16 protein-coding genes and 1 pseudogene are annotated in these 18305 nt (G+C 68.3%); 6 read left to right on the top strand and 11 right to left on the bottom strand.

The features are described 5' to 3' along the window. Nucleotides 1-35: 35 nt before the first annotated feature. Both D7X96_RS03380 and D7X96_RS03375 read left to right on the top strand, forming a co-directional pair. Complete coding sequence (locus tag D7X96_RS03380) at nt 36-3596, top strand: eCIS core domain-containing protein (protein ID WP_121768960.1); 3561 nt, start codon at nt 36-38, stop codon at nt 3594-3596. Beyond that, complete coding sequence (locus tag D7X96_RS03375) at nt 3593-4282, top strand: hypothetical protein (RefSeq protein ID WP_120546835.1); 690 nt, start codon at nt 3593-3595, stop codon at nt 4280-4282. The genes D7X96_RS03380 and D7X96_RS03375 overlap by 4 nt, the downstream gene beginning before the upstream one ends. Before the next feature lie 56 nt (nt 4283-4338). On the opposite strand, the gene D7X96_RS03370 is transcribed toward D7X96_RS03375, so the two are convergent. From D7X96_RS03370 to D7X96_RS03340, 7 genes and pseudogenes are all read right to left on the bottom strand, one after another. Beyond that, entirely contained in the window at nt 4339-4902 is a 564-nt protein-coding gene (locus D7X96_RS03370; RefSeq protein ID WP_121768959.1) for a hypothetical protein, read from the bottom strand. 45 nt (nt 4903-4947) lie between these two features. After that, a complete protein-coding gene (locus tag D7X96_RS41710; protein ID WP_368667099.1) occupies nt 4948-5370 on the bottom strand; it encodes a transposase in 423 nt (140 codons plus the stop codon). A 196-nt stretch (nt 5371-5566) separates the two neighbouring features. Continuing rightward, a pseudogene (locus D7X96_RS41705) lies at nt 5567-5998 on the bottom strand (transposase); the annotation flags it as partial. Between the two features lie 565 nt (nt 5999-6563). Further along, the gene (locus D7X96_RS03355) at nt 6564-7700 is read right to left on the bottom strand and encodes a hypothetical protein (protein ID WP_121768957.1); all 1137 of its coding nucleotides are present in this window, start codon (nt 7698-7700) and stop codon (nt 6564-6566) included. A 235-nt stretch (nt 7701-7935) separates the two neighbouring features. Beyond that, complete coding sequence (locus D7X96_RS03350; RefSeq protein ID WP_147468214.1) at nt 7936-9153, bottom strand: hypothetical protein; 1218 nt, start codon at nt 9151-9153, stop codon at nt 7936-7938. A gap of 8 nt (nt 9154-9161) precedes the next feature. Then, the gene (locus tag D7X96_RS03345) at nt 9162-9488 is read right to left on the bottom strand and encodes a hypothetical protein (RefSeq protein ID WP_121768955.1); all 327 of its coding nucleotides are present in this window, start codon (nt 9486-9488) and stop codon (nt 9162-9164) included. 228 nt (nt 9489-9716) lie between these two features. Continuing rightward, nucleotides 9717-10433 (bottom strand): hypothetical protein, encoded by a 717-nt coding sequence (locus D7X96_RS03340; protein ID WP_147468213.1) that lies wholly within the window; start codon nt 10431-10433, stop codon nt 9717-9719. Nucleotides 10434-10542: 109 nt separating this feature from the next. Here D7X96_RS03340 and D7X96_RS03335 point away from each other — a divergent pair, with 109 nt between their 5' ends. Continuing rightward, the gene (locus tag D7X96_RS03335; protein ID WP_120546837.1) at nt 10543-10800 is read left to right on the top strand and encodes a hypothetical protein; all 258 of its coding nucleotides are present in this window, start codon (nt 10543-10545) and stop codon (nt 10798-10800) included. A 118-nt stretch (nt 10801-10918) separates the two neighbouring features. Here the strand turns inward: D7X96_RS03335 and D7X96_RS03330 are convergent, their stop codons facing one another. Beyond that, complete coding sequence (locus D7X96_RS03330; RefSeq protein WP_158626539.1) at nt 10919-12109, bottom strand: Kelch repeat-containing protein; 1191 nt, start codon at nt 12107-12109, stop codon at nt 10919-10921. A gap of 295 nt (nt 12110-12404) precedes the next feature. Between D7X96_RS03330 and D7X96_RS03325 the strand changes: the two genes are divergently transcribed. Beyond that, complete coding sequence (locus D7X96_RS03325; RefSeq protein WP_244219430.1) at nt 12405-13571, top strand: hypothetical protein; 1167 nt, start codon at nt 12405-12407, stop codon at nt 13569-13571. Nucleotides 13572-13595: 24 nt separating this feature from the next. On the opposite strand, the gene D7X96_RS03320 is transcribed toward D7X96_RS03325, so the two are convergent. Beyond that, complete coding sequence (locus D7X96_RS03320; protein ID WP_120546839.1) at nt 13596-13991, bottom strand: hypothetical protein; 396 nt, start codon at nt 13989-13991, stop codon at nt 13596-13598. A gap of 146 nt (nt 13992-14137) precedes the next feature. Next, nucleotides 14138-14725: a Crp/Fnr family transcriptional regulator gene (locus tag D7X96_RS03315; protein WP_120546840.1), complete on the bottom strand. Its 588-nt coding sequence runs from the start codon at nt 14723-14725 to the stop codon at nt 14138-14140. 67 nt (nt 14726-14792) lie between these two features. On the opposite strand from D7X96_RS03315, the gene D7X96_RS03310 reads away from it, so the two are divergent. Both D7X96_RS03310 and D7X96_RS03305 read left to right on the top strand, forming a co-directional pair. Next, entirely contained in the window at nt 14793-16043 is a 1251-nt protein-coding gene (locus D7X96_RS03310) for a sterol desaturase family protein (RefSeq protein ID WP_120546841.1), read from the top strand. Between the two features lie 50 nt (nt 16044-16093). Continuing rightward, nucleotides 16094-16915 (top strand): alpha/beta fold hydrolase, encoded by an 822-nt coding sequence (locus D7X96_RS03305; protein WP_120546842.1) that lies wholly within the window; start codon nt 16094-16096, stop codon nt 16913-16915. Here D7X96_RS03305 and D7X96_RS03300 read toward each other — a convergent pair. Then, the gene (locus tag D7X96_RS03300) at nt 16893-18239 is read right to left on the bottom strand and encodes a DUF418 domain-containing protein (RefSeq protein ID WP_121768951.1); all 1347 of its coding nucleotides are present in this window, start codon (nt 18237-18239) and stop codon (nt 16893-16895) included. The genes D7X96_RS03305 and D7X96_RS03300 overlap by 23 nt on opposite strands. Between the last annotated feature and the right edge of the window lie 66 nt (nt 18240-18305).

The raw sequence follows: 18305 nt of genomic DNA, 5'->3' as shown, positions 1-18305 counted from the left end.
CAAGAAGACGCAATGCATTGGCAAAGGAGCGCGGAATGGGTTCCCGGATCTTCTTGGAGCGGAACCGTGCGGGCCCGGCTCCGGCGACGAATGGGAAGCGTCCCCAATCCTCGTGTGCTGGATGTCGGGACGGTCATGAGGCGCTGCGCCGCGTCCTTGGGGATGAACAGTCTCCCTCAAGCGAAGCCGAGCAGGTCCCACGGGGGCTGCCGGCGGCTTCCTTCGACTTCGCGAAAATTCCGCTCTACTCCGCCAAGGAACGAGAGCTTCTGCCCAAGGCCTGGTCGGCATCAGCGGGCGGCGGTGGGCTCGAAGGAGAGGCGCGTCGGTTCGTCACCCAGCGCTTTGGCTCCGTGTCCGCCGCGCCGCGGGCGGCAGCGGGCCACGCACAGCTTGAAGCCGAGGCGGAGCGGCTCGCCTTTGGCGGAATGACCGGCCAGCAGGCACGGGTGCTCGCCCGGCCTGCCGCGCCGGCGGGTGTGGCCGAGCGGACGCTCATGGCCCATGCCCTTCGCGAGCCGGGCAGCCCCTTCCCGGCACCGGTGCGAGCCTCATTCGCCCACCGCTTCGGGCAGCCCCTTGAGGACGTGCGACTCCACGTCGGCGAGGGAGCGGACACGGTAGCCCGTGCCCTGGGCGCACGTGCCTTCAGCTTCGGTGCGCACGTCGGCTTCTCGCACGGCGCGTGGGCGCCGGAAAGCGCTGAGGGACGGTCACTGCTGGCACACGAGCTGACGCACGTGCTCCAGCAGCGCGGCGGCCCTCCGGCGCTCCTGCGGCAGGAACAGCCCCGCGGCATCACGTTCTACTTCTCTGTTTGCGTCGGCCAGGAACTGGACTCTGACACGCTGCTCCTGGAGTTCATCCGGCAGTACACGCGCTTGCAGACGCTCGACGAGGCGCGGGCCGCCCGGGAAGCCGCGGACTGGCGCTGGGCGGGAACGCCCCAGTCCGCGAGCGCAGAGGACGTCCGGCGGGGCTACGTGCTCATCCATGTCCGGGACCGCTCACTCTCAGCGACCTCGCCCGAGGAGCAAGCCGAAATCCAGGAGGAGGTGAGCGGCCTGGACCCGGCGGAGCGCGATGCCCTCCATGCTGAAGTCGACCGGCGATTCTGGGAGCGCACCCAATACCGTCCGGGAGAGCGCCTCGGAACGAGCCAGGATGACCGGCGCATGGCCGAGTACTGGCGCCACCTCCGCGCGAACCTCGTCCGGACGCGCCGGGCCCTCCTGTCCCTCCCAGCGCACGTCCGGGCCATCCTTTTCGACCCCCGGAGCACCCGGCACCTGTCGCCTGCGGACTACGACAGAGCGCTGCGCGTGGGCCAGCGGCTGGCATCGCTCTCCGCGGCCGAGCTCGCCGACTGGCAGTCGCGCATTGGCGGCGTGACGGACGACTGGGCCACATTCGAGTCTTCGCTCGGCAACTACCTCGCCGAAGAGGCGGAGCGGAGGCAGGAATCCCTGGAGCGCGGTCGTCTCTCCACCCGCCTCTACGGCCTCGATGAGGTCTACTCCCTCTACCGGAACATGCAGGCCACCGAGAGCCTCGCGGGCTTGCCGGCCAGCGACGAGTTCGGCGTGAGCGACCCGGACGTCGTGAACGCGCGCCTCGAGGCACCGCGCATGCGCGAGACGCTGGAGGCATCCCTCCACGCCCATGGCTTCGCGAGCATCGCGGAGTTCGAGCAGGCGATAGGGGCGTGGCGCGGCGCCTTCGAGCGCGAGACGGTCCGGGTGGCGGACGTGCTGCTTGACCGGTTCGACCACCTGCTCTTCGTCGCCGAGCAGCGCTACTCAGACCCCGCGGAGGCCGCCGCCCTGGCGCGGGCCGTGGCGGCCACCGGGGCCCCGGCGCACTACGCCGAGGCGGACGTGCAGGGCGAGCGGGCCACCTGGCGGCCCCGGCATGCGATGGACGAGGGAGGGGGCTTCAACGACGAGGTGGCTCTGGAGGCTGCCTTCGCGTCGGTGGAGGCGGAGCGCGCCGGCACCGAGGCCCTGCGGCCGCTTGCCAGTGACCACCCCCTCCTCGGCCTCCCGGACTTTCCGCTGGAGCGGCTGGGCCGCGCCGCGCCGGATGACGTCCAGCGGCTCGTGCTCGCCTACGTTTCCGAGCACCGCGCATCGGTGGTGTCCACGCGAGCGGAACTCCATGCCGGCCCCAGCCTCATCTACAAGCTCGATGAGCTGCTGGCGGCCTCATACGAGGCGCAGGGAATCACGCCGGGTACCATCTACGACCGGATCATCCGGGACCACGTCTCGGATGAGGGCATTGAGGCCCTTGTCGAGGGGCTCCTCCTCGGTGTCGTCACGCTGGCACTGACCGTGCTGAGCTTCGGCACTGGCACCCTTGCGGCCGCTGCGGGCGTCACCGCGTTCGGGTTGAGCGCCTGGCAGGCGATGGACGCCTGGCGGGAGTACCTGCGCATGGAGCGAGCCTCCGACGCGCAGCTTCTCTCCGAGGACCCGTCGATTGCCTGGCTCGTGCTGGCCGTGGTTGGAGCGGCGGCGGACTTCGGCTCGGCCCTGGCCGCGGTGCGCGCCCTGCGCCCCGCCGCGGAGGCGTTCAACACCACGGGCGAGTTGGCCGCGTTCCGCCGGGCCGTGAACGAGATCCCGTCACTGGATGCTCGGATTGCCAGCGCGGCGAACAGGGCGGTCAATGCCGAGGATGCGCTGCGCCAGCAGTGGCAGGCCCTGCTGGGAGTCGCGACGCGCGCGAATGACATCATCGGCGCTGTCACGGAGGCGGGTGGCCGGCTCATGGTGATGGCCTGGCATCTGGCCCGCCGGGGTTACTGGCGCTTCGACCAGTTCCTGGCCGAATTGCGCCGGGCGGAGTTTCTCCTGGACATTGAGCGACTGGCGCCCGAGGAACTCACCGCCCTCAAGCGGCTTCACGACGAAGGTCTGCGACGGGCCCGAGATGGCTTCCTCCCCGCGTCGGGCCTCTCGCAGGAACTGCGCGCGGCGCTCAGCCCCGACTCCATCGACGATGCCGCCGCCTACGGCCGGTTCCTCGGCCTGGAAGACGACGAGGTCCTCGATGTGCTGGAGGCCCAGGCGGTCGTCGCCAGAACCCAGGCCGACGCACTGTCGCCCAGGGCCCTCCAGTCCGCGATGCAAGAGCGGGCCGCTGTTCCGAGCGCCGCGGAGGCGCTGGTCCCGGACGTCAGGGCACTGCCAGAGTCGCGCGCGAGGACGGTGGGCGCCATCGAGCAGTCCTACGAGATTGGCGTGAGTGAGGGGCGGGCCCTGCTGGAAGGGCGAGGCTGGCGGCAGTGGGAGCATTGGATCAACCCCTTCGAGTTCAACGGGCGCTATGGCCAGGGGCTGGATGACGTCTTCGTCGACGATGCGGGCCGGCTGTGGATAGTGGAGTACAAGGGTGGAACGGCGGAGCTGTCGCCTGGTCAGATGAGCACTCGGTGGGTGAGGCGGCAGATTGACCGACTCTTCGATGCGGGCCATGAAGCCACGGCGGCCCGCCTGCGGGAGGCGCTGGACGACGGCACCTTGAGCGGCGCCGTCGTGTCCACGCCACATGGCCAACCCGCCAGGCTCATCCAGGAGTTTACCTACCCATGAGCCTGACCGACGCGGAGCGAGCCGTCCTGGAGCGAAGACGGACGGGCCCCGAGGGCCTGTCCCGGGCGGCGGCTGCGATGCTGCTCGATCGCGCCCCTGACGAAGCTCGCCGCCAGTTGATTGCCGAGGAAGAGGTGTTCAGCCGGGACCTTGCCCGAGCGCTCCCGCCAGATCCGCAGCGCTTCGGTTTTTCCCCCTGCGACTTCGCCATGCTGGCGTCCGTGCGGGTCCTGTGCCGGACACGGGAGGCCCGAGAGCTGGCCCCGCTGAGGATGGCCTTCGAGCCGCCGTTCTCTACCACCCACTACACCGGCTGCGGCCCCGTCGAGCGCGAGCCCGCGCTGATGCTGCTCGCCTTCCTCGCGGAGGACGAGCCGCGGGCGGCCCGGCACCTGGTGCGCATCCGCCACAAGGCACTCCCCCTGCTGGACAGCTTCCTGACGCAGACGCTCAGCCTGATGATCCGGGGCCGGGGGCAGGAGGTTCCTGCGCTATTCAAGCAACTCGAGCCCCAGTACGTGGCCGCGATGGCCCAGGGCCTGTGGCGCACCGACCCAGAAGCCTTCCTGCATGTGCGCCTGCTCGCTGCCCTGCAGGTGGGGCAGGAGCGTGGGTTGATTGACCTCGCTTCCCTTCCAGACGCCATTCCCTACGTGCCGCTGGGGTTGCTCACAGGGCGCTCCTGACGCTGTACCAGCTGCCACCCCGCAGTTCCGCAACCGCAGCCCATTCGAGGCCTGAATCAGGGGAAGGTCGGGAGCGACGAGGGAAAGGCGTGAGCGCGTGGAAAGCCGTGCTCGAAGAGTTCCTGAAGGAGTCGGCAGCGCTCGGGTTCGACGGAGGCGTCGCAGGTGGAGGCTTCCCGCCGGAGCTCTTCGATTGGGACGAGCGAGGAGTCCACCGGGCGCAGCGCCTGGGAGGAGTAGGCCCACGCGTTCCCCACGCGATACGCGGGCTTCTCGTCCGCGTGACAGAACGCGCAGCCGGTGAGGTCGGGCTGGAACATGACCTTCGTGTACGGAGCCTCGGGGGGCACCTCGGCTTCGATGGGGAAGGCCAGTTCTCCCTTGATGGAGCGGCCGGAGGCGTCCAGTTGGCTGAACTCGACGATCTCCGCTCCCGGGCCGTCGGGGACGACGGAGAGGATGAGGGAGCCCGAGAACAGGAAGATGCGAGGGCTGCGCCGGCCATGCGCGGGCTGCGCGCTGAATTCGCTCTCCGTGGCACTCATCCGCAGGGGACGGTCCAGACTCTCCACGAGGCAGGCCACGGAAGTGGGGCGGGGCAGGGAGTTGATGAGCGCCACCGCCTCCTCGATGGTTCCGGGGGCGCCCGTGCATCCGCTTCCGGTTTAGCCGCCGCTCCCGAGGGAAGCCTCGCGCTTACGCCGTTCCCGCTCGCGGCGCTGCTGGCGTGAACGCGCCGTCACCTCGGCGATGAGCAGGATGCGCTCCTCCAACTGCTCCAGCGTCACGCCTCGGCACATCATCGCATGCGACAGCAGCAGCGGGGCGCAGCGGGTCAGCGCCAGCACCAGCGCGAGCTGCCCTGTCGCCTGCTGCTGCTCCGGTTCGCCTGCCTTCTGTTGCAACGACAACTCCAGCAGCCGCGAGAGGGCGAGGGCAATCACCTTGGCGTAAACCAACGAGAGGACGGCTCCAGGCCGGGTGGCGCGCAGCGCCGTCAATCCCACGCCGGATGTGAGGGCTTTGAAAAGCAGCTCCACCCGCCAGCGCAGACGGTAGGCCTCGGCCACCTCGAGCGCTGTCAGCACGTGCCGGCCCACCGTCGTCAGGTACCAGCGCCGCTCCCCCCTCCGGGCCCTGCACGGCCACCACGCGCGCCTGGGCCATGCGTCCGTGCTTCTCCAGCTGTACGTCCACGTCGATGACACCGCCCTCCTCCTGGAGGACGCCCTGCAGCAGCGCGTCTGTCAGGCGCATGCCACGGGCCCGGACGCGCTCGCCCTTGCCCTCGTGCACTCGCAGCACCTTCGGGTCGTGCTGGGCCTTCAGGCGCACCAGGAAGTGGGCCCCGGCCTCAATCGCATCGAGGAAGCGGCCCGTGTCCGTGTACCCCAGGTCCAGGAAGGTGAGCGTGCCGGGCTCCAGCGCCCCGTCGGGCAGGGCGCGCGTATCCTGGGTGCGTTGGGGCGTCACCCCCTCGGCCACCGGCAACTCGTCCTTCAGCGACACCAGCGCATGCCACTTGAAGGCGGCCGGCCTCGCCTCGCTGGTGGACGGCGCCCAGTCGGCCGCCAGTCGCCGCAGCAACTGGCACGTGGAGTCGGCCACCCGCACGTCCGTGAACTCGTCCAGCAGCGCCCCCAGTTCGTTGAATGGCTTGTCCTCGCCGGCCACCTCCCGCACGGCCTGGACGGCCCGAGAGGCCACCTCCCGCATCAACTGTCCGAAGGCGTCGTTGAAGCGCTCGTAGAAGGCGCTGGGCGCCAGCTTCTGCCCGGTGAGCGCGATGTAATTGACGAAGGCCGTCGTCTGCGTGCCGGGCACGGGCGTCACCGCGGCCACGGTGGACTCCACCAGCGCCACCAGGTCCACCTTGCGTTGGCGCTGCAAGGCTCCCAGCCGACGCGCGGCCTCCAGGATGTCTTCGGCCGACACCAGCGCGCGCAGTCCCTCTGCCACCTTCGTCCTCGGAGCGCTCTTCTTCATGCCAACAGAGTGTTCCTGGCCACCCCATTTCTCAGGACCTGCCTGCTCAGCTGCCTTTATGTCCTTGATGCTGCTCTGCTTTTCTCCATCACGCTAAACGGACGCGGATGCGTCAACGGTGAGGACCACAGGGAACAGCGAGAGCGGGAGGCGAAGCGGGTGAGCAGCCTGCTGGCCCAGAACTACGCGGGTGAGCCTGCCCCCTGAAGCAGAACCGGCGGGTGGCGACGCGCTACGAGAAGCGCGCCGCCAACTGCCTGGCGATGCTCCACATCGCCTCCATCCGCCTCTGGCTCTAGTTTGCGGACACGTCCTGTCTCACGAACGTGGAATTCCAGAGCATGAAGCTGCCCAGCAGCCCGGCGGCGAAGCTGACGAGCACCCCAAGCCACCAGACCGTTTCGTAGGTGTTGCTGGCGCCCCGGGACGAGAACGTCACGGAGAACGCCTGGGTGGTGGAGTCCTGCGCTTCCACGAATCTGCTCGGGGCGACGACCTTCGGGTAGCGCACCTGGAGGCTCACCTGGAACCTGCCCGTCTTGCCCACCAGTGCGGGATTCCCCGGCAGCGTGATGTTGACCCACGGCGACACCTCGCGGGAGACGCTGCCGCGGGATTGGATGGAATCTCCCCAATGGGCGCTGGGCACCTGGACATCGCAGGGCTCGTGCACTCCCAGTTCCTCCGCGTTCACCCAGGTGCACGTGGCCGTGCCGCCCCAGTAGCCCGCGGCGCTGTCGATGGTCCACGGCAAGGTGTAGCTGAACCGCTCGCCCGGACCCACGAGGGTGGGCTTGGCCGAGGGGTTGAACTCCCAGTGGCATAGGATGTGGAGCAGCTCCGGCGCGGCGGCGCCCAGGACGCTGAGCAGCAACAGCCCCACTGCCAGCCGGCGCCTGGGCGAGGCCTTCTCGGCCACCGGGACGAAGCTCCCCGGCGCGATGGCGCCGGCCTTGTCGAGCATCAGCTCGCCAGCATCCACCTGCTTCCGGGAGTCCTTCAGGTTGGCCTCCAGGTCGCGGTTGGGGTTGCGCAGGAGCACCAGCAGGTTTGCCGCCAGGGCGACTGCCGCGCACCCCGCGAGGAGGTTGGACAGCTGACCGTCGGGCAGGAGCGCGAAGCGGACGAAGACGTAGCCCAGGGCCACTGGGCCGCACAGCATCAGAAGCATCGTCCAGGTGTGAACGGCTCTGCGCCGCGAGTTCACCATCTCTGGCTGGAAGAGGCCGCAATGAGGGCAGGGCCGGAGATCCACTTCCTCCTTGGATGCGAGCTCGAGCTGTGCGTGCAGCGCCCGGCTCGCGGCCTCGGGCGAGGCGCCCTTGCCCATCAACTTCCGGGTGAGGAGGTAGCGGTAGATGCCGCCGCATCCGTGGCAGAGGTGCTGCTTCCAGCAGTTCAGCTCGCTGGTGGCTTTGTAGGTCGTGGCCAAGATGTCCCCCTGGAGAGCCGGTGTCCTGAAGAAGGGTGCAGAGAATCCGCGGGCCGTGCGAGCCAGCCCCGGGCCTCGCGCTCCTGAGCTGAGTCATCAAGTAAAATACAGGACGGATGGGAGCCCTGTTGAGGGCGGCGCTGTGGCTCGTTGCCGTTCCCCGAGGCGCTGCGGGCCTTCGCGGTGCCGAGGCTTCGATGGATTGAGCGCCGTCGCAGGCCGGTGTGCCGCACGGCTACAGATTGGAGATGCTGTCGAGCGCGTTCGAGAAGAGGCTGCGCTGGCCCAGCAACTCAAGGACGAGGAGGAACCGGCGCTCGTCCTCCCCCTCCTTGCGCAACTCGTATTCGACGCGGGGCGTGATTCTCAGAAGGCCCCGGTAGTCGACCTTGTCCTTGCCCTCGCCAAGCACCTCCGCGAGCTGGAGGTAGAAGGGGACGTCCAGGCCCAGCGTGATTTGATTTCCGCCCGTCGTGACCCTGGGGCCGGCCGCGAACCGCCATTGGGCCTTGGCGGGGTCGATGAAGCCGACGAGCAGGTTGAGCGTTGCCTGCCGTTGAAAGGCGGGCGCTCCCACAAGGCCATTCTTGCAAGCCGTGGTGGGGAAGGACTGGCCAGGTGTGTCGCCACCGACAGGCACGTTGGGCACGCACCACTCCACACTGACCTCCGACTCCTCCCGGGACGCGCTCAGCGCCGCGAGGGCCTCGATGCTCACGTTGCGCCCCACGATGGTCGTGTAACCCGCTGCGAGCGCCCACACGTCGAAGGTGCGCTTGGCTTCCGTGAGCAGCCCGTCCTCTCGTGGGCTGAGGAACTTGTAGCGCTCCTGCCCCCACAGGCCCGCGATGGAAAACAACGGGACGGGGAACAGCTTCACGTCACGGCGCACACTCTTGCCCTCGAGGCTGGCCGCTTCCAGGCGCACGTACAACGCCGCCCCTTCCGCGCACATGTGCTCGGGTGACACCGCGGTGGGATCCGGAGGCGGCGCCTTGAACCTGTCGCAGTTCTTGGTCTCCGGGCTGGCCGTGCAGACCTGGAGGCAGCGGTCCACCGCGGAGACCTTCCAGGCACGCTCGAGTTCGGGAGGGGCCAGGTTTGAAGTCCCGGAGTCAAACTCGCCGAGGTCATGCAGGACGACGCTCCCTCCGACCCGGAACGGCAGTGTCGTGGACACCCCGTCGTCATCCGCTGTCAGCAGATTGGCGAGGCCCTCTGTCGCCTGGACCTGCCCTGAAGGCAGGAATGACATCATGTAGCGCTCGTTGAGGTTCAGCGCTACGTCCACCGATGCGCGGAACGTCGCCTTCCCCGAGGTATCCCCCGTCAGTTGCACCGAGGGAACCACAGGCGCGAACCCTGGCGAGTTGCTGCCTGTTGATTCCTGTGCGAGCGAGCGTCCTGCGAGGCAAAGCACAACAACGACAGCGAGCCGAGGCAGCCAGACCATGGTGTCCCTCAAACCGTGAATGACAGCACCTTGCCTGAGAATCCGAAGGCGGTATCGAACTCGTCATTGCCCAACCACTTCGTGGTTCCAATCTCCCGCACTCCAACCCGGAACTTCCCGGTGCCCTTCTCGACGTGGAAGCGGTACTGGTAGGTGCCCGGCGTCGTGACGAAGCGGGATGGCCAGCCCAGCCGCGCTTTGATGTCGCTGACGTCCAGTTCGCTCTTGCTGGGGTCGGCGGTATTCACTTCGTAGATCTCGCCGATAGCGGTGAGCGTCTTGCTTGTCGTCTCATGAACCACGAGTTCGACGCGGCGCTTCTCTCCTGTGGGCATCGCGGACCTCCCTCAAAGGGACATCAATCTATAGGGATTGGGGGAAAGCGAGGAGAGCAGGAGGGAACGGCTGGACTGGCTCGGTTCCCCAACGGATCTGCTCTTCTATCAGCGATAGGCATTGCACGCCCGGTACCGCCACCGATTCCAGGAGAGGACATGGGCGAGGGCGGTGTCCACCAGGGTTGGGCGACTCCAGCGCCCGGCCCCAGGCAGCCGAGGCCTGAATCAGGGGAAGGTCGGGAGCGACGAGGGAAAGGCGTGAGCGCGTGGAAAGCCGTGCTCGAAGAGTTCCTGGAGGAGCCGGCAGCGCTCGGGTTCGACGGAGGCGTCGCAGGTGGAGGCTTCCCGCCGGAGCTCTTCGATCGGGACGAGCGAGGAGTCCACCGGGCGCAGCGCCTGGGAGGAGTAGGCCCACGCGTTCCCCACGCGATACGCGGGCTTCTCGTCCGCGTGACAGAACGCGCAGCCGGTGAGGTCGGGCTGGAACATGACCTTCGTGTACGGAGCCTCGGGGGGCACCTCGGCTTCGATGGGGAAGGCCAGCTCTCCCTTGATGGAGCGGCCGGAGGCGTCCAGTTGGCTGAACTCGACGATCTCCGCTCCCGGGCCGTCGGGGACGACGGAGAGGATGAGGGAGCCCGAGAACAGGAAGATGCGAGGGCTGCGCCGGCCATGCGCGGGCTGCGCGCTGAATTCGCTCTCCGTGGCACTCATCCGCAGGGGACGGTCCAGACTCTCCACGAGGCAGGCCACGGAAGTGGGGCGGGGCAGGGAGTTGATGAGCGCCACCGCCTCCTCGATGGTTCCGGGGGCGCCCGTGGCACCGCCGGAGGGAACGCAGGTGCGGGGAGCCTCATCCGGGGGATTCGACGCGCCGCACCCCGCCGCCAGCACCGCCATCGCCACCTGCGCGAACGCCCTCTGTCGCCACCTGCGCCTCACGTGTGACCTCCAGGGAGCATCATGCGCCCGTGGCCACCCGAGCGCGAGCGTTCCATGGTCTCGCGGACCCTGCACGTCTTGCCCGCAGCCACCCAGGAACCCCGACACGATGCTCCCCTTGCAGCGCTGGTTGTCCCAAGAGGAAGCCGCCGCCTACCTGCGCCCGTGCACGGCCTTACGGTGGCTGGCAACCACGGAGCTATCCCAGCGGCAACAGCTGGAGGAGCTCCGTGCGCACTGGCTCCCCCGGCTGACCGGCGCCGAGGTGCGTCCGGAGGCCCTGCGCATCATCCGCAAGGCCCTCAACTCGAAGAAGCTCGTCGTGGAGCGTGACGCCCTCCTCCGGTTGCTGGACGGAAGCGCATGACGCGCCTGCTGTCGGACGGCACGACGCACCGGCTCTCTCAACTTGAGCAGGTCCGCCATGCCTGCGTCGAAAACACGGGCTGGAGGCCTTCACGGTCTCCAGCCCGTTTCGCTTCAGGTCACGGGGTGTAGAGCTCCGTGGAGGCGAGCCCCAGGCCCGAGCTGTTGGTGCCGCCCACCGCCAGCACCTTGCCCGACGGCAGGACGCTGAGCGTGAACTGGTTGCGCACCGCGAGCATGCTGGCCGTGGCGCTCCAGGTGCCGGTGGCCGGGTCGTACAGGCTCGCGCTGGACAGGTACTGCGTCGTGGTGGTGCCGCCAATCTTGTTCAGGCCCCCCGCCGCCAGGACGGCGCCCGAAGGCAGGACGACGGCGGCGTGGCGGTAGCGCGCGCCGACCATCGTGCCCGCGGACGTCAGGGTGCCCGCGCTGAACGACTCAGCCGCGGAGACCGAGTAGTGGCTGGTGACCCTGCCGTCGCCGGCAATGCCTCCCACGATCAGCGCATCACCAGAAGGCAGCAGGAGCGACACGTGCTCGCTGCGCCCCGTGGCGAGGTAGCCCGCCGAGGACCAGGTGCCGGTGGCCGGGTCGTACAGCTCCGCGCTGTCCAGCCGGTACAGGGAGGTGAAGATCATGTAGAGGCCGCCGCTGACGAGCACCTGCCCGTTGCCGAGCAGCACGGCGGAGTGATCCATGCGGCCCGTGGCGAGGCTGCCCGTGGTGGACCAGGTGCCGGTGGCCGGGTCATACAGCTCGCAGCTGGTCAGGTAGACGCCGCCGGTGCCCCGGCCGCCCGTGACGAGGACCTGTCCCGAGGACAGCAGGGTCGCGGTGAAGTTGGTGCGCAGCGTGGAGAGGCTGCCGGTGGCGGTCCACGTCCCCGTCGCCGGGTCGTACACCTCCGCGGTGGTGGTGCTGCCGAAGGTGCCGCCAATGACGAGCACCTTGCCCGACGACAGCAGGACGGAGACGTGGGCCGAGCGGGCCGTCGTCATGCTCCCCGTGGAGGCCCAGGTGTTGGTGGTCGGGTTGTAGAGCGCCGCGCTGGAAAACGGACCGGCCGAGCCCGACTCGCCACCGGCCACCAGCACCTTGCCCGACGGCAGGACGGTGGCGGTGTGGTTGTAGCGGGCCGTGGACATCGACGCGGCGGAGCTCCAGCTGGCGAGTGCCTGGCGCTCGGTGCCCACCTCGACCGCGGAGGAGGCCCCCGCCGGCGTCTGGTCGTCGGACGGGCCGGGACCGCAAGCCGTGCTGGTGAGCAGGAACACGATGGATGAGAAGGCGGATGCGAAGGAACGCGTCATGGATTGTCCCCCTTGGACGAAGCCCTGCCAGGGCAGGAATGTCCTTGTCATGTCAGGGCGTGATGGCCAGCTCACGCGAAGGTGGAAGCCCTTCCATCCTTCTCGGGCTGGCGATGCGCATCCTTGTCACCGGCAATGGGAGACTTCAAGCGGACACCCATACAGGGTGGCACCCCGCACTCATGGGTAAAGCACCACCCCTGCACGCCTTGGTTCGCCATTCCTGGGAAGTGACATGCGCACCGTCCATGGTGAAGCGGGCTGGAACGCAGCGGATTGAGCGACAATGGCGGACATGGCGGTCCGCCTTGCGTTCATCGTGTGTCTCCTCGCCGCCGTGCCCGCCGCCGCCAACGTCGCTGCCTCCTCGCGGACGCCAGCGGCCTTGACCCTGTCATCAGGGACCGCGCGCACGCGCACGGAGGTGCTCAGCGAGCAGCTGGACTTCGACTGCGCGGAGGAGGCGCAAGAGGCGGTCTGCTGCTTCGAGGCGCGCTACCGGCTGCGCAACGGCACCTCCGAGGCGGAGGTCATCGATGCCGCCTTCCTGGGAGTCCGCACGCAGGAGGTCCGCGTGCGATTCGATGAAGCACCTCTTCCGGTGACAGATGCGCAGGCGGCCGCGCCAGGCCCCATGACAGAGTCTGGAGGGCTCGCGGACTCCGGAGCGGAGCGCTTCGGCTTCACCCTCACGTTTCCGCCCGGGCGGGAAGGGGAGCTGGTGGTGCGCGGCCAGATGCAGCTCGAGCAGCGCTTCCTGCCCACGGGCTATGTGTGGCCCGCGGTCCAGTCGCGCCACGCGCTTCTTTCCCCCAATCGTTCGCGGGCCACGCATTGGGACATCGACTACTTGTTGGGACCCATCCGGACCTGGGCGGGCAACCCCACGCTCCACATCACGGTGCGGGTCCCCTCCTCATGGGAGGTGGGCAGCAGCCCGAACACCTCGGCGCGCTCGCTGCCGGTGGCCACGGGCTGGCAACTCCGGCACGAGGGCGGACAGGTGGTGGCGGAGCGGAGCCTCACGGCGGAGAGCGCTCCCGAATGGCTCAACGTCACGCTGACGAAGCCCAAGCCGTGGTGGATTCCGGGCGGTGTGCAGCTGGGCCTGGGCGCGCGGCTCGGTGACGGCTCCCGCTTCATGGCGCGGCTCGGCTACCAGCTCGCCGCGCCCGAGTCCTTCCTGCATTCGGTCTCGGTGGAGACGGATTTTCGAGAGCAATTCGTCATCACGCCGCTCACGCAGTACGCGACGCCGCAGGTCGCCATCATTCCGAGCTTCGGGCTTGGCGTGGGTGTGCCGGTGCAGGTGCTCCCTGACGTCAGGCCGGGACTGCGGCTCCTCGCGGACCTGCACTTCGGTCCGGTGGGAGCCGCGCTCAGCTGGGACCACCATCCTGCGCTGCGGGAAGGCACCGACTCCTTCTCGCGGCTCATCCTCTTGCTCCAGGTAGGGCTGTAGACCACGGGGCGGAGCGCTGGCGGGCTACTTCTTCCGGCCCTTGCCCTTGCCGCCCTTGTGGTGGTCGTCGTGATGATCGTGGTGGTGATCATCATGGTGATCGTGCTCGCGGTACGACGCGGGCACGGCCGCCCGCTTCTTCGGGTGCTTCCACCGCTTGTAGCGGCCGGGAGGCACCTTGACGACGGTGACGGGGACGCGGCGCTCCTCCACGTACTCCCAGCCGCCGTGGTAGTCGCGCGCCCGGAACCAGCGCCCATCGCGGCGCACCCAGTACACGTTGTCCACGACGTAGAGGTCCTCGTCGTAGTCCTCCACCACCTGCACGCCGGGCTCCACGACGACGAGCGCAGGCGGGGCCTTGAAGACGATGTCCGGCAGCTTCACGTCGATGTCCACGCGCACCTGCCCGAAGGCCATCGAAGGAAGAAGAATCAACGCTGCAAGCAGTCGGGTCATCCGGCGAGAGTAGAGGCGCGCGTGCTCGCCAGACAACCTCCATTTGTCTCAGGATTCACACGAGGCGTCTTGTCAGCCGGCCGGGCTCGCACTGTGTGTCATTGCGTTCAACCGCTGCGCTTGCGGCGCCGTGACATGATGCGACTCAATCCCACCTCGGTGATGCCGAGGTAGGCGGCCACGTCGCGCTGGGGAATCCGCCCCTTCAGGTGGGGATGCTCGTCCCAGAAGTTCACCAGGCGCTCCTCCGCGGACAGCTCCAGGAACTCCTGCTCGCGGCGCTCCTTGAGGAGGAAGTGCTGTTCCGCCACCCGGCGTGCCAGCCGCTCCCAGCACACGTGGCCCTGCTCCAGCGTCTGGAAGTCCCGCGCGTGGAACACCAGCACCCGGCTTGGCTCCAGCGCTTCAATCGCGGTCATCGACGGCCGCCGCTGCAGCATCTCCGCGTAGGCGCCAATCAGCTCTCCCTCGGCGCGGAAGGCCTTGATGGACTCGCCGCCGCGAGGCGACACGCGCACGCCCCGGAAGACGCCCTGAAGCACCACGGCGAACCGGTCCGCCGCGTCTCCGGGACGCAGGAAGAGCTCCCGCTTCGCGAGCGATTGCTCCTTCGCCACGGCCTCGGCCTTCGCCCATTCCTCGGGAGGAAGCGGGGCCAGCGTGGCGAGGCGCTCGAAGAGCTTGGGGAATCTCATGTCTCCAAGGGTGCTGGCTTGACCTGGGTTAAGGCGCGGGCCGCTGGGGGAAACATATACCGGCGGCATGTCCATCAACGTCTATGCCGTGGCGACGCCCTTCGTCATTGCCCTGGCCCTGGCCGAGTTCGCCTGGTGCGTGGCGCGCAAGAACGGCTACTACAGCTTCCAGGACTCCATCGCGAGCATGGGCACTGCGGTGATGAACCAGTGCGTCAACGTGGCGGTGGCGCTGCTGGTGCTGCCGCTCTTCACGCAGCTGGGCCAGTTCGCGCCGTGGCGGCTGGACGCATCGTCGCCGCTGTCGCTGGTGGCGCTCTTCCTGGGGGTGGACTTCCTCTTCTACTGGTTCCACCGCTTCGGGCACCGCACCAACATCGGCTGGGCGGCGCATTCACCGCACCACTCCACCGAGGAGCTCAACTACGCGGTGGCCTTGCGCGCGAGCGTGACACAGCGGCTCTTCTCGTTCCTCTTCTACTGGCCGCTGGTGCTGATGGGCTTTCCGCCGGAGGCCGTGCTGGCGATGGTGGCCTTCCACCTGGTGCTCCAGTTCATTCCCCATACGCGGGTCATCCCCAAGCTCCCGCGCTGGGTGGAGTCGTGGCTGAACACGCCGTCGCACCACCGCGTGCACCACGCGCGCAATGACGCATACATCGACAAGAACTACGCGGGCTTCCTCATCATCTGGGACCGGATGTTCGGCACCTACGCGGAGGAGACCGAGCCGTGCTCCTATGGCCTGACGACCCCGGCGAACACGTGGGATCCGACGGCCATCAACTTCCAGTTCTGGAGCCGGCTGGTCTCGGACGCGGTCTCCACGAAGAGCCACTGGGACCGGCTGCGGCTCTGGGTGATGCCCACGGGCTGGCGGCCCGCGGACCTGCCGCCTCGCGCGCTGGGCTATTGGAAGCAGGAGGGCGCGGAGGTGAAGTACCACTCGCGGGAGCTGCCGGGCGTCCGGGGGTACCTCGTCTTCCAGCTGTTCGCGTCGATGCCCTTCATGCTCCTGGTGAGCCACCATGCCTCGCCGCTCTCCGGCTGGCAGAAGGTCGTGTTGAGCCTGCTGCTCTGGGCAATGGCCACCGCCTGGAGCGGGATGCTGGAGTCGAAGGCGTGGAGCGAGCCCCTGGAGCTCACCCGGGTGCTCGCGATGGGAGTCGCCGTGACGCTCTGGCTGGTCCAGGCCCGAGCGCCCCAGGCCTGGAGCGCGCTCACGGCGGCGTGGTGGATGGTCTCGCTGGTGTGGCTGCGTGTGGCACGGGGGGCCACGGGCATCAGGCCTGGACTCCGGTCCTGGTTGTCGCGGTAGGGCACGCCATCCACCTTCCGAGTCCCCCTGCTGAATGCTCGGAGAGGTCGATGACCACTCAACAGAACCTGCGACGGTTGGGCCTGTTTTGTGTCCTGCTGGCTGTCAGCGCCATTCCCTCCCGGGCTGTCGCAGCTGAAGACACGTGGGAGGCCCGCTGCCGTCGCAAGCCCACCATCGTCCTCGTCCACGGCGCGTTCGCTGACGCATCCGGCTGGGCGGACGTGATGAAGCGGCTGCAGAAGCAGGGCTATACGGCCCATGCGTTCGCCAATCCCTTGCGGAGCATGTCGGGGGATGCGGAGTACCTGCGGTACTTCCTGGGGACCCTCAGTGGTCCCATCATCCTGGTCGGCCACTCCTACGGCGGAGCCGTCATCACCAACGCGGCCACCGGGAACCCGAACGTGAAAGCGCTCGTGTACATCGCCGCGTACGCACTCGATGAGGACGAGAGCATCTCGGAGGCCAACACCCTTGGCGGCGGCGACTCCAAGCTTGGCGAGCACCTCATCTTGCGCCCCTTCCCTGGAAGTGTGCCCTTGAACGCCGACGCATACATCGACCCCGCATTCTTCCGTCAGCTCTTCGCGGCCGACCTCCGTGAGAAGGACGCGGCGGTGCTGGCCGCCAGTCAGCGCCCGGCCGCCAGCTTCGTCTTTGATGAGCCTTCCGGCCCGCCAGCGTGGAAGTCCATTCCGTCCTGGTACCTGGTCGCCAGCGACGACAACACCATTCCTCCTGGGGCCGAGCGCTTCATGGCCCGGCGCGCTCGCGCCCGGACCTACGAGATCCGCAGCTCACACGTGGCGATGATGAGCCACCCTGAAACCGTCACCGAGCTGATCTTCAAGGCAGCCGGCTGCCGTTGACGGCAGGCGCCGTGCGCTGATTCGCCGCATCCTCGCGGCGCATGGGCTGCGCCTTCCCATACGTCAGCGACCGCCACACCCACTCCGTGGGGCCGAAGCGGAACCTCGCCAGCCACAGGTGGCTCCACACCACCTGGACGCTGAAGACAGACAGGCAGTAGGCCACGCCGGCCGCGGGGCCCAGCTTCGTGATGAAGCCCAGTCCGAACCCGTAGAAGAACAGCACGCTGATGATGGACTGGGACAGGTAGTTCGTCAGCGCCATGCGCCCCACCGGCGCGAGCAGCCCCAGCCCCCGCTGCCAGGGGGCCCGCTGGAAGAGCAGGGCGATGCCGGACACGTACACGGCCGCGAAGCCCAGCTCGCCCACCTGACGCAGCGGCGCCATGGCGAAGGACACCCATGCCGGCAGCGACTCTGGAGTGAAGACCTGCTTCACCAGGAGCTGCTGCAGCACCAGCCCGCTGCCGCTGCCAATCACCCCGGCCACGAGCCCCCATCCGAGGAGCCGGCGGAACAGCCGCAGGTGCTGGGGCACGTCGTGGAAGATGCGGCGCTTGCCCGCCAGCAGGCCCAGCAGGAACCGGCCGAACGTGGAGAGCAGGATGGTCAGCAGCAGCGGTGAGTAGTCGCGGAAGAAGAAGTGGAACGTCGCCTTCGTCGTGTCCAGCCAGCTGCCATGGGCGTAGGCCGCCAGCGTCCGCGCCTTGATGTCCGAGGATCGCTCGTTGGCCGCCTTGACGATGGCCGCGCCGGCCTCCGGCGTGTCCGCCATCAGCTGCGGGAGCTTGAGCATGACCACGCCGATGACGGACCCGACCAGGGCGAACAGCAGGGCGCTGACAAGCAGCGTCCGGTCCGAGCGCCCCCGGAACAGCAGCAGGCCGAAGCCCAGCACCGCGTACGTGCTCAGGATGTCGCCGTACCAGATGAGGAACAGGTGGGAGAGCCCCATCACCAGCATCACCCCCAGCCGCCGGACGTAGAGCGGCGTGATGGAGGCCCCCCGCGCCTCGGCGCGGCCCATCTGCACCGCGAAGCCGAGGCCGAAGAGGAACGAGAAGAGGGTGATGAACTTCCCGGCCACCAGCAGCGCGAACCCCTGCCAAGCGACAGTGTCGGCGAGCGACGCGGTGTTCAGTGCTGAAAGGACCTGCTCGCGCGGCAGGAAGGCCCTGCCGCTGAACCAGCCCATCACGTTGGAGATGAACACGCCGCACAGCGCGAAGCCACGCAGCGCGTCGAGCAACACCAGCCGCTCGCTGGAATCCACGGGGCGGGCTTCGGCGCTGGAGGGCGAAGCCTCGGAAGGGGCTGGGGTCATGCTTGGGAAAGAGTGGTCAACGCATGCCTGCTTACCTCTACTCCAGACACAGGTAAGAATGGAAGG

Source organism: Corallococcus interemptor, assembly GCF_003668875.1.
Lineage (GTDB): Bacteria > Myxococcota > Myxococcia > Myxococcales > Myxococcaceae > Corallococcus > Corallococcus interemptor.
Note: the sequence above shows the minus strand (reverse complement) of the source record. Positions and strands in the feature narration are given on the sequence as shown.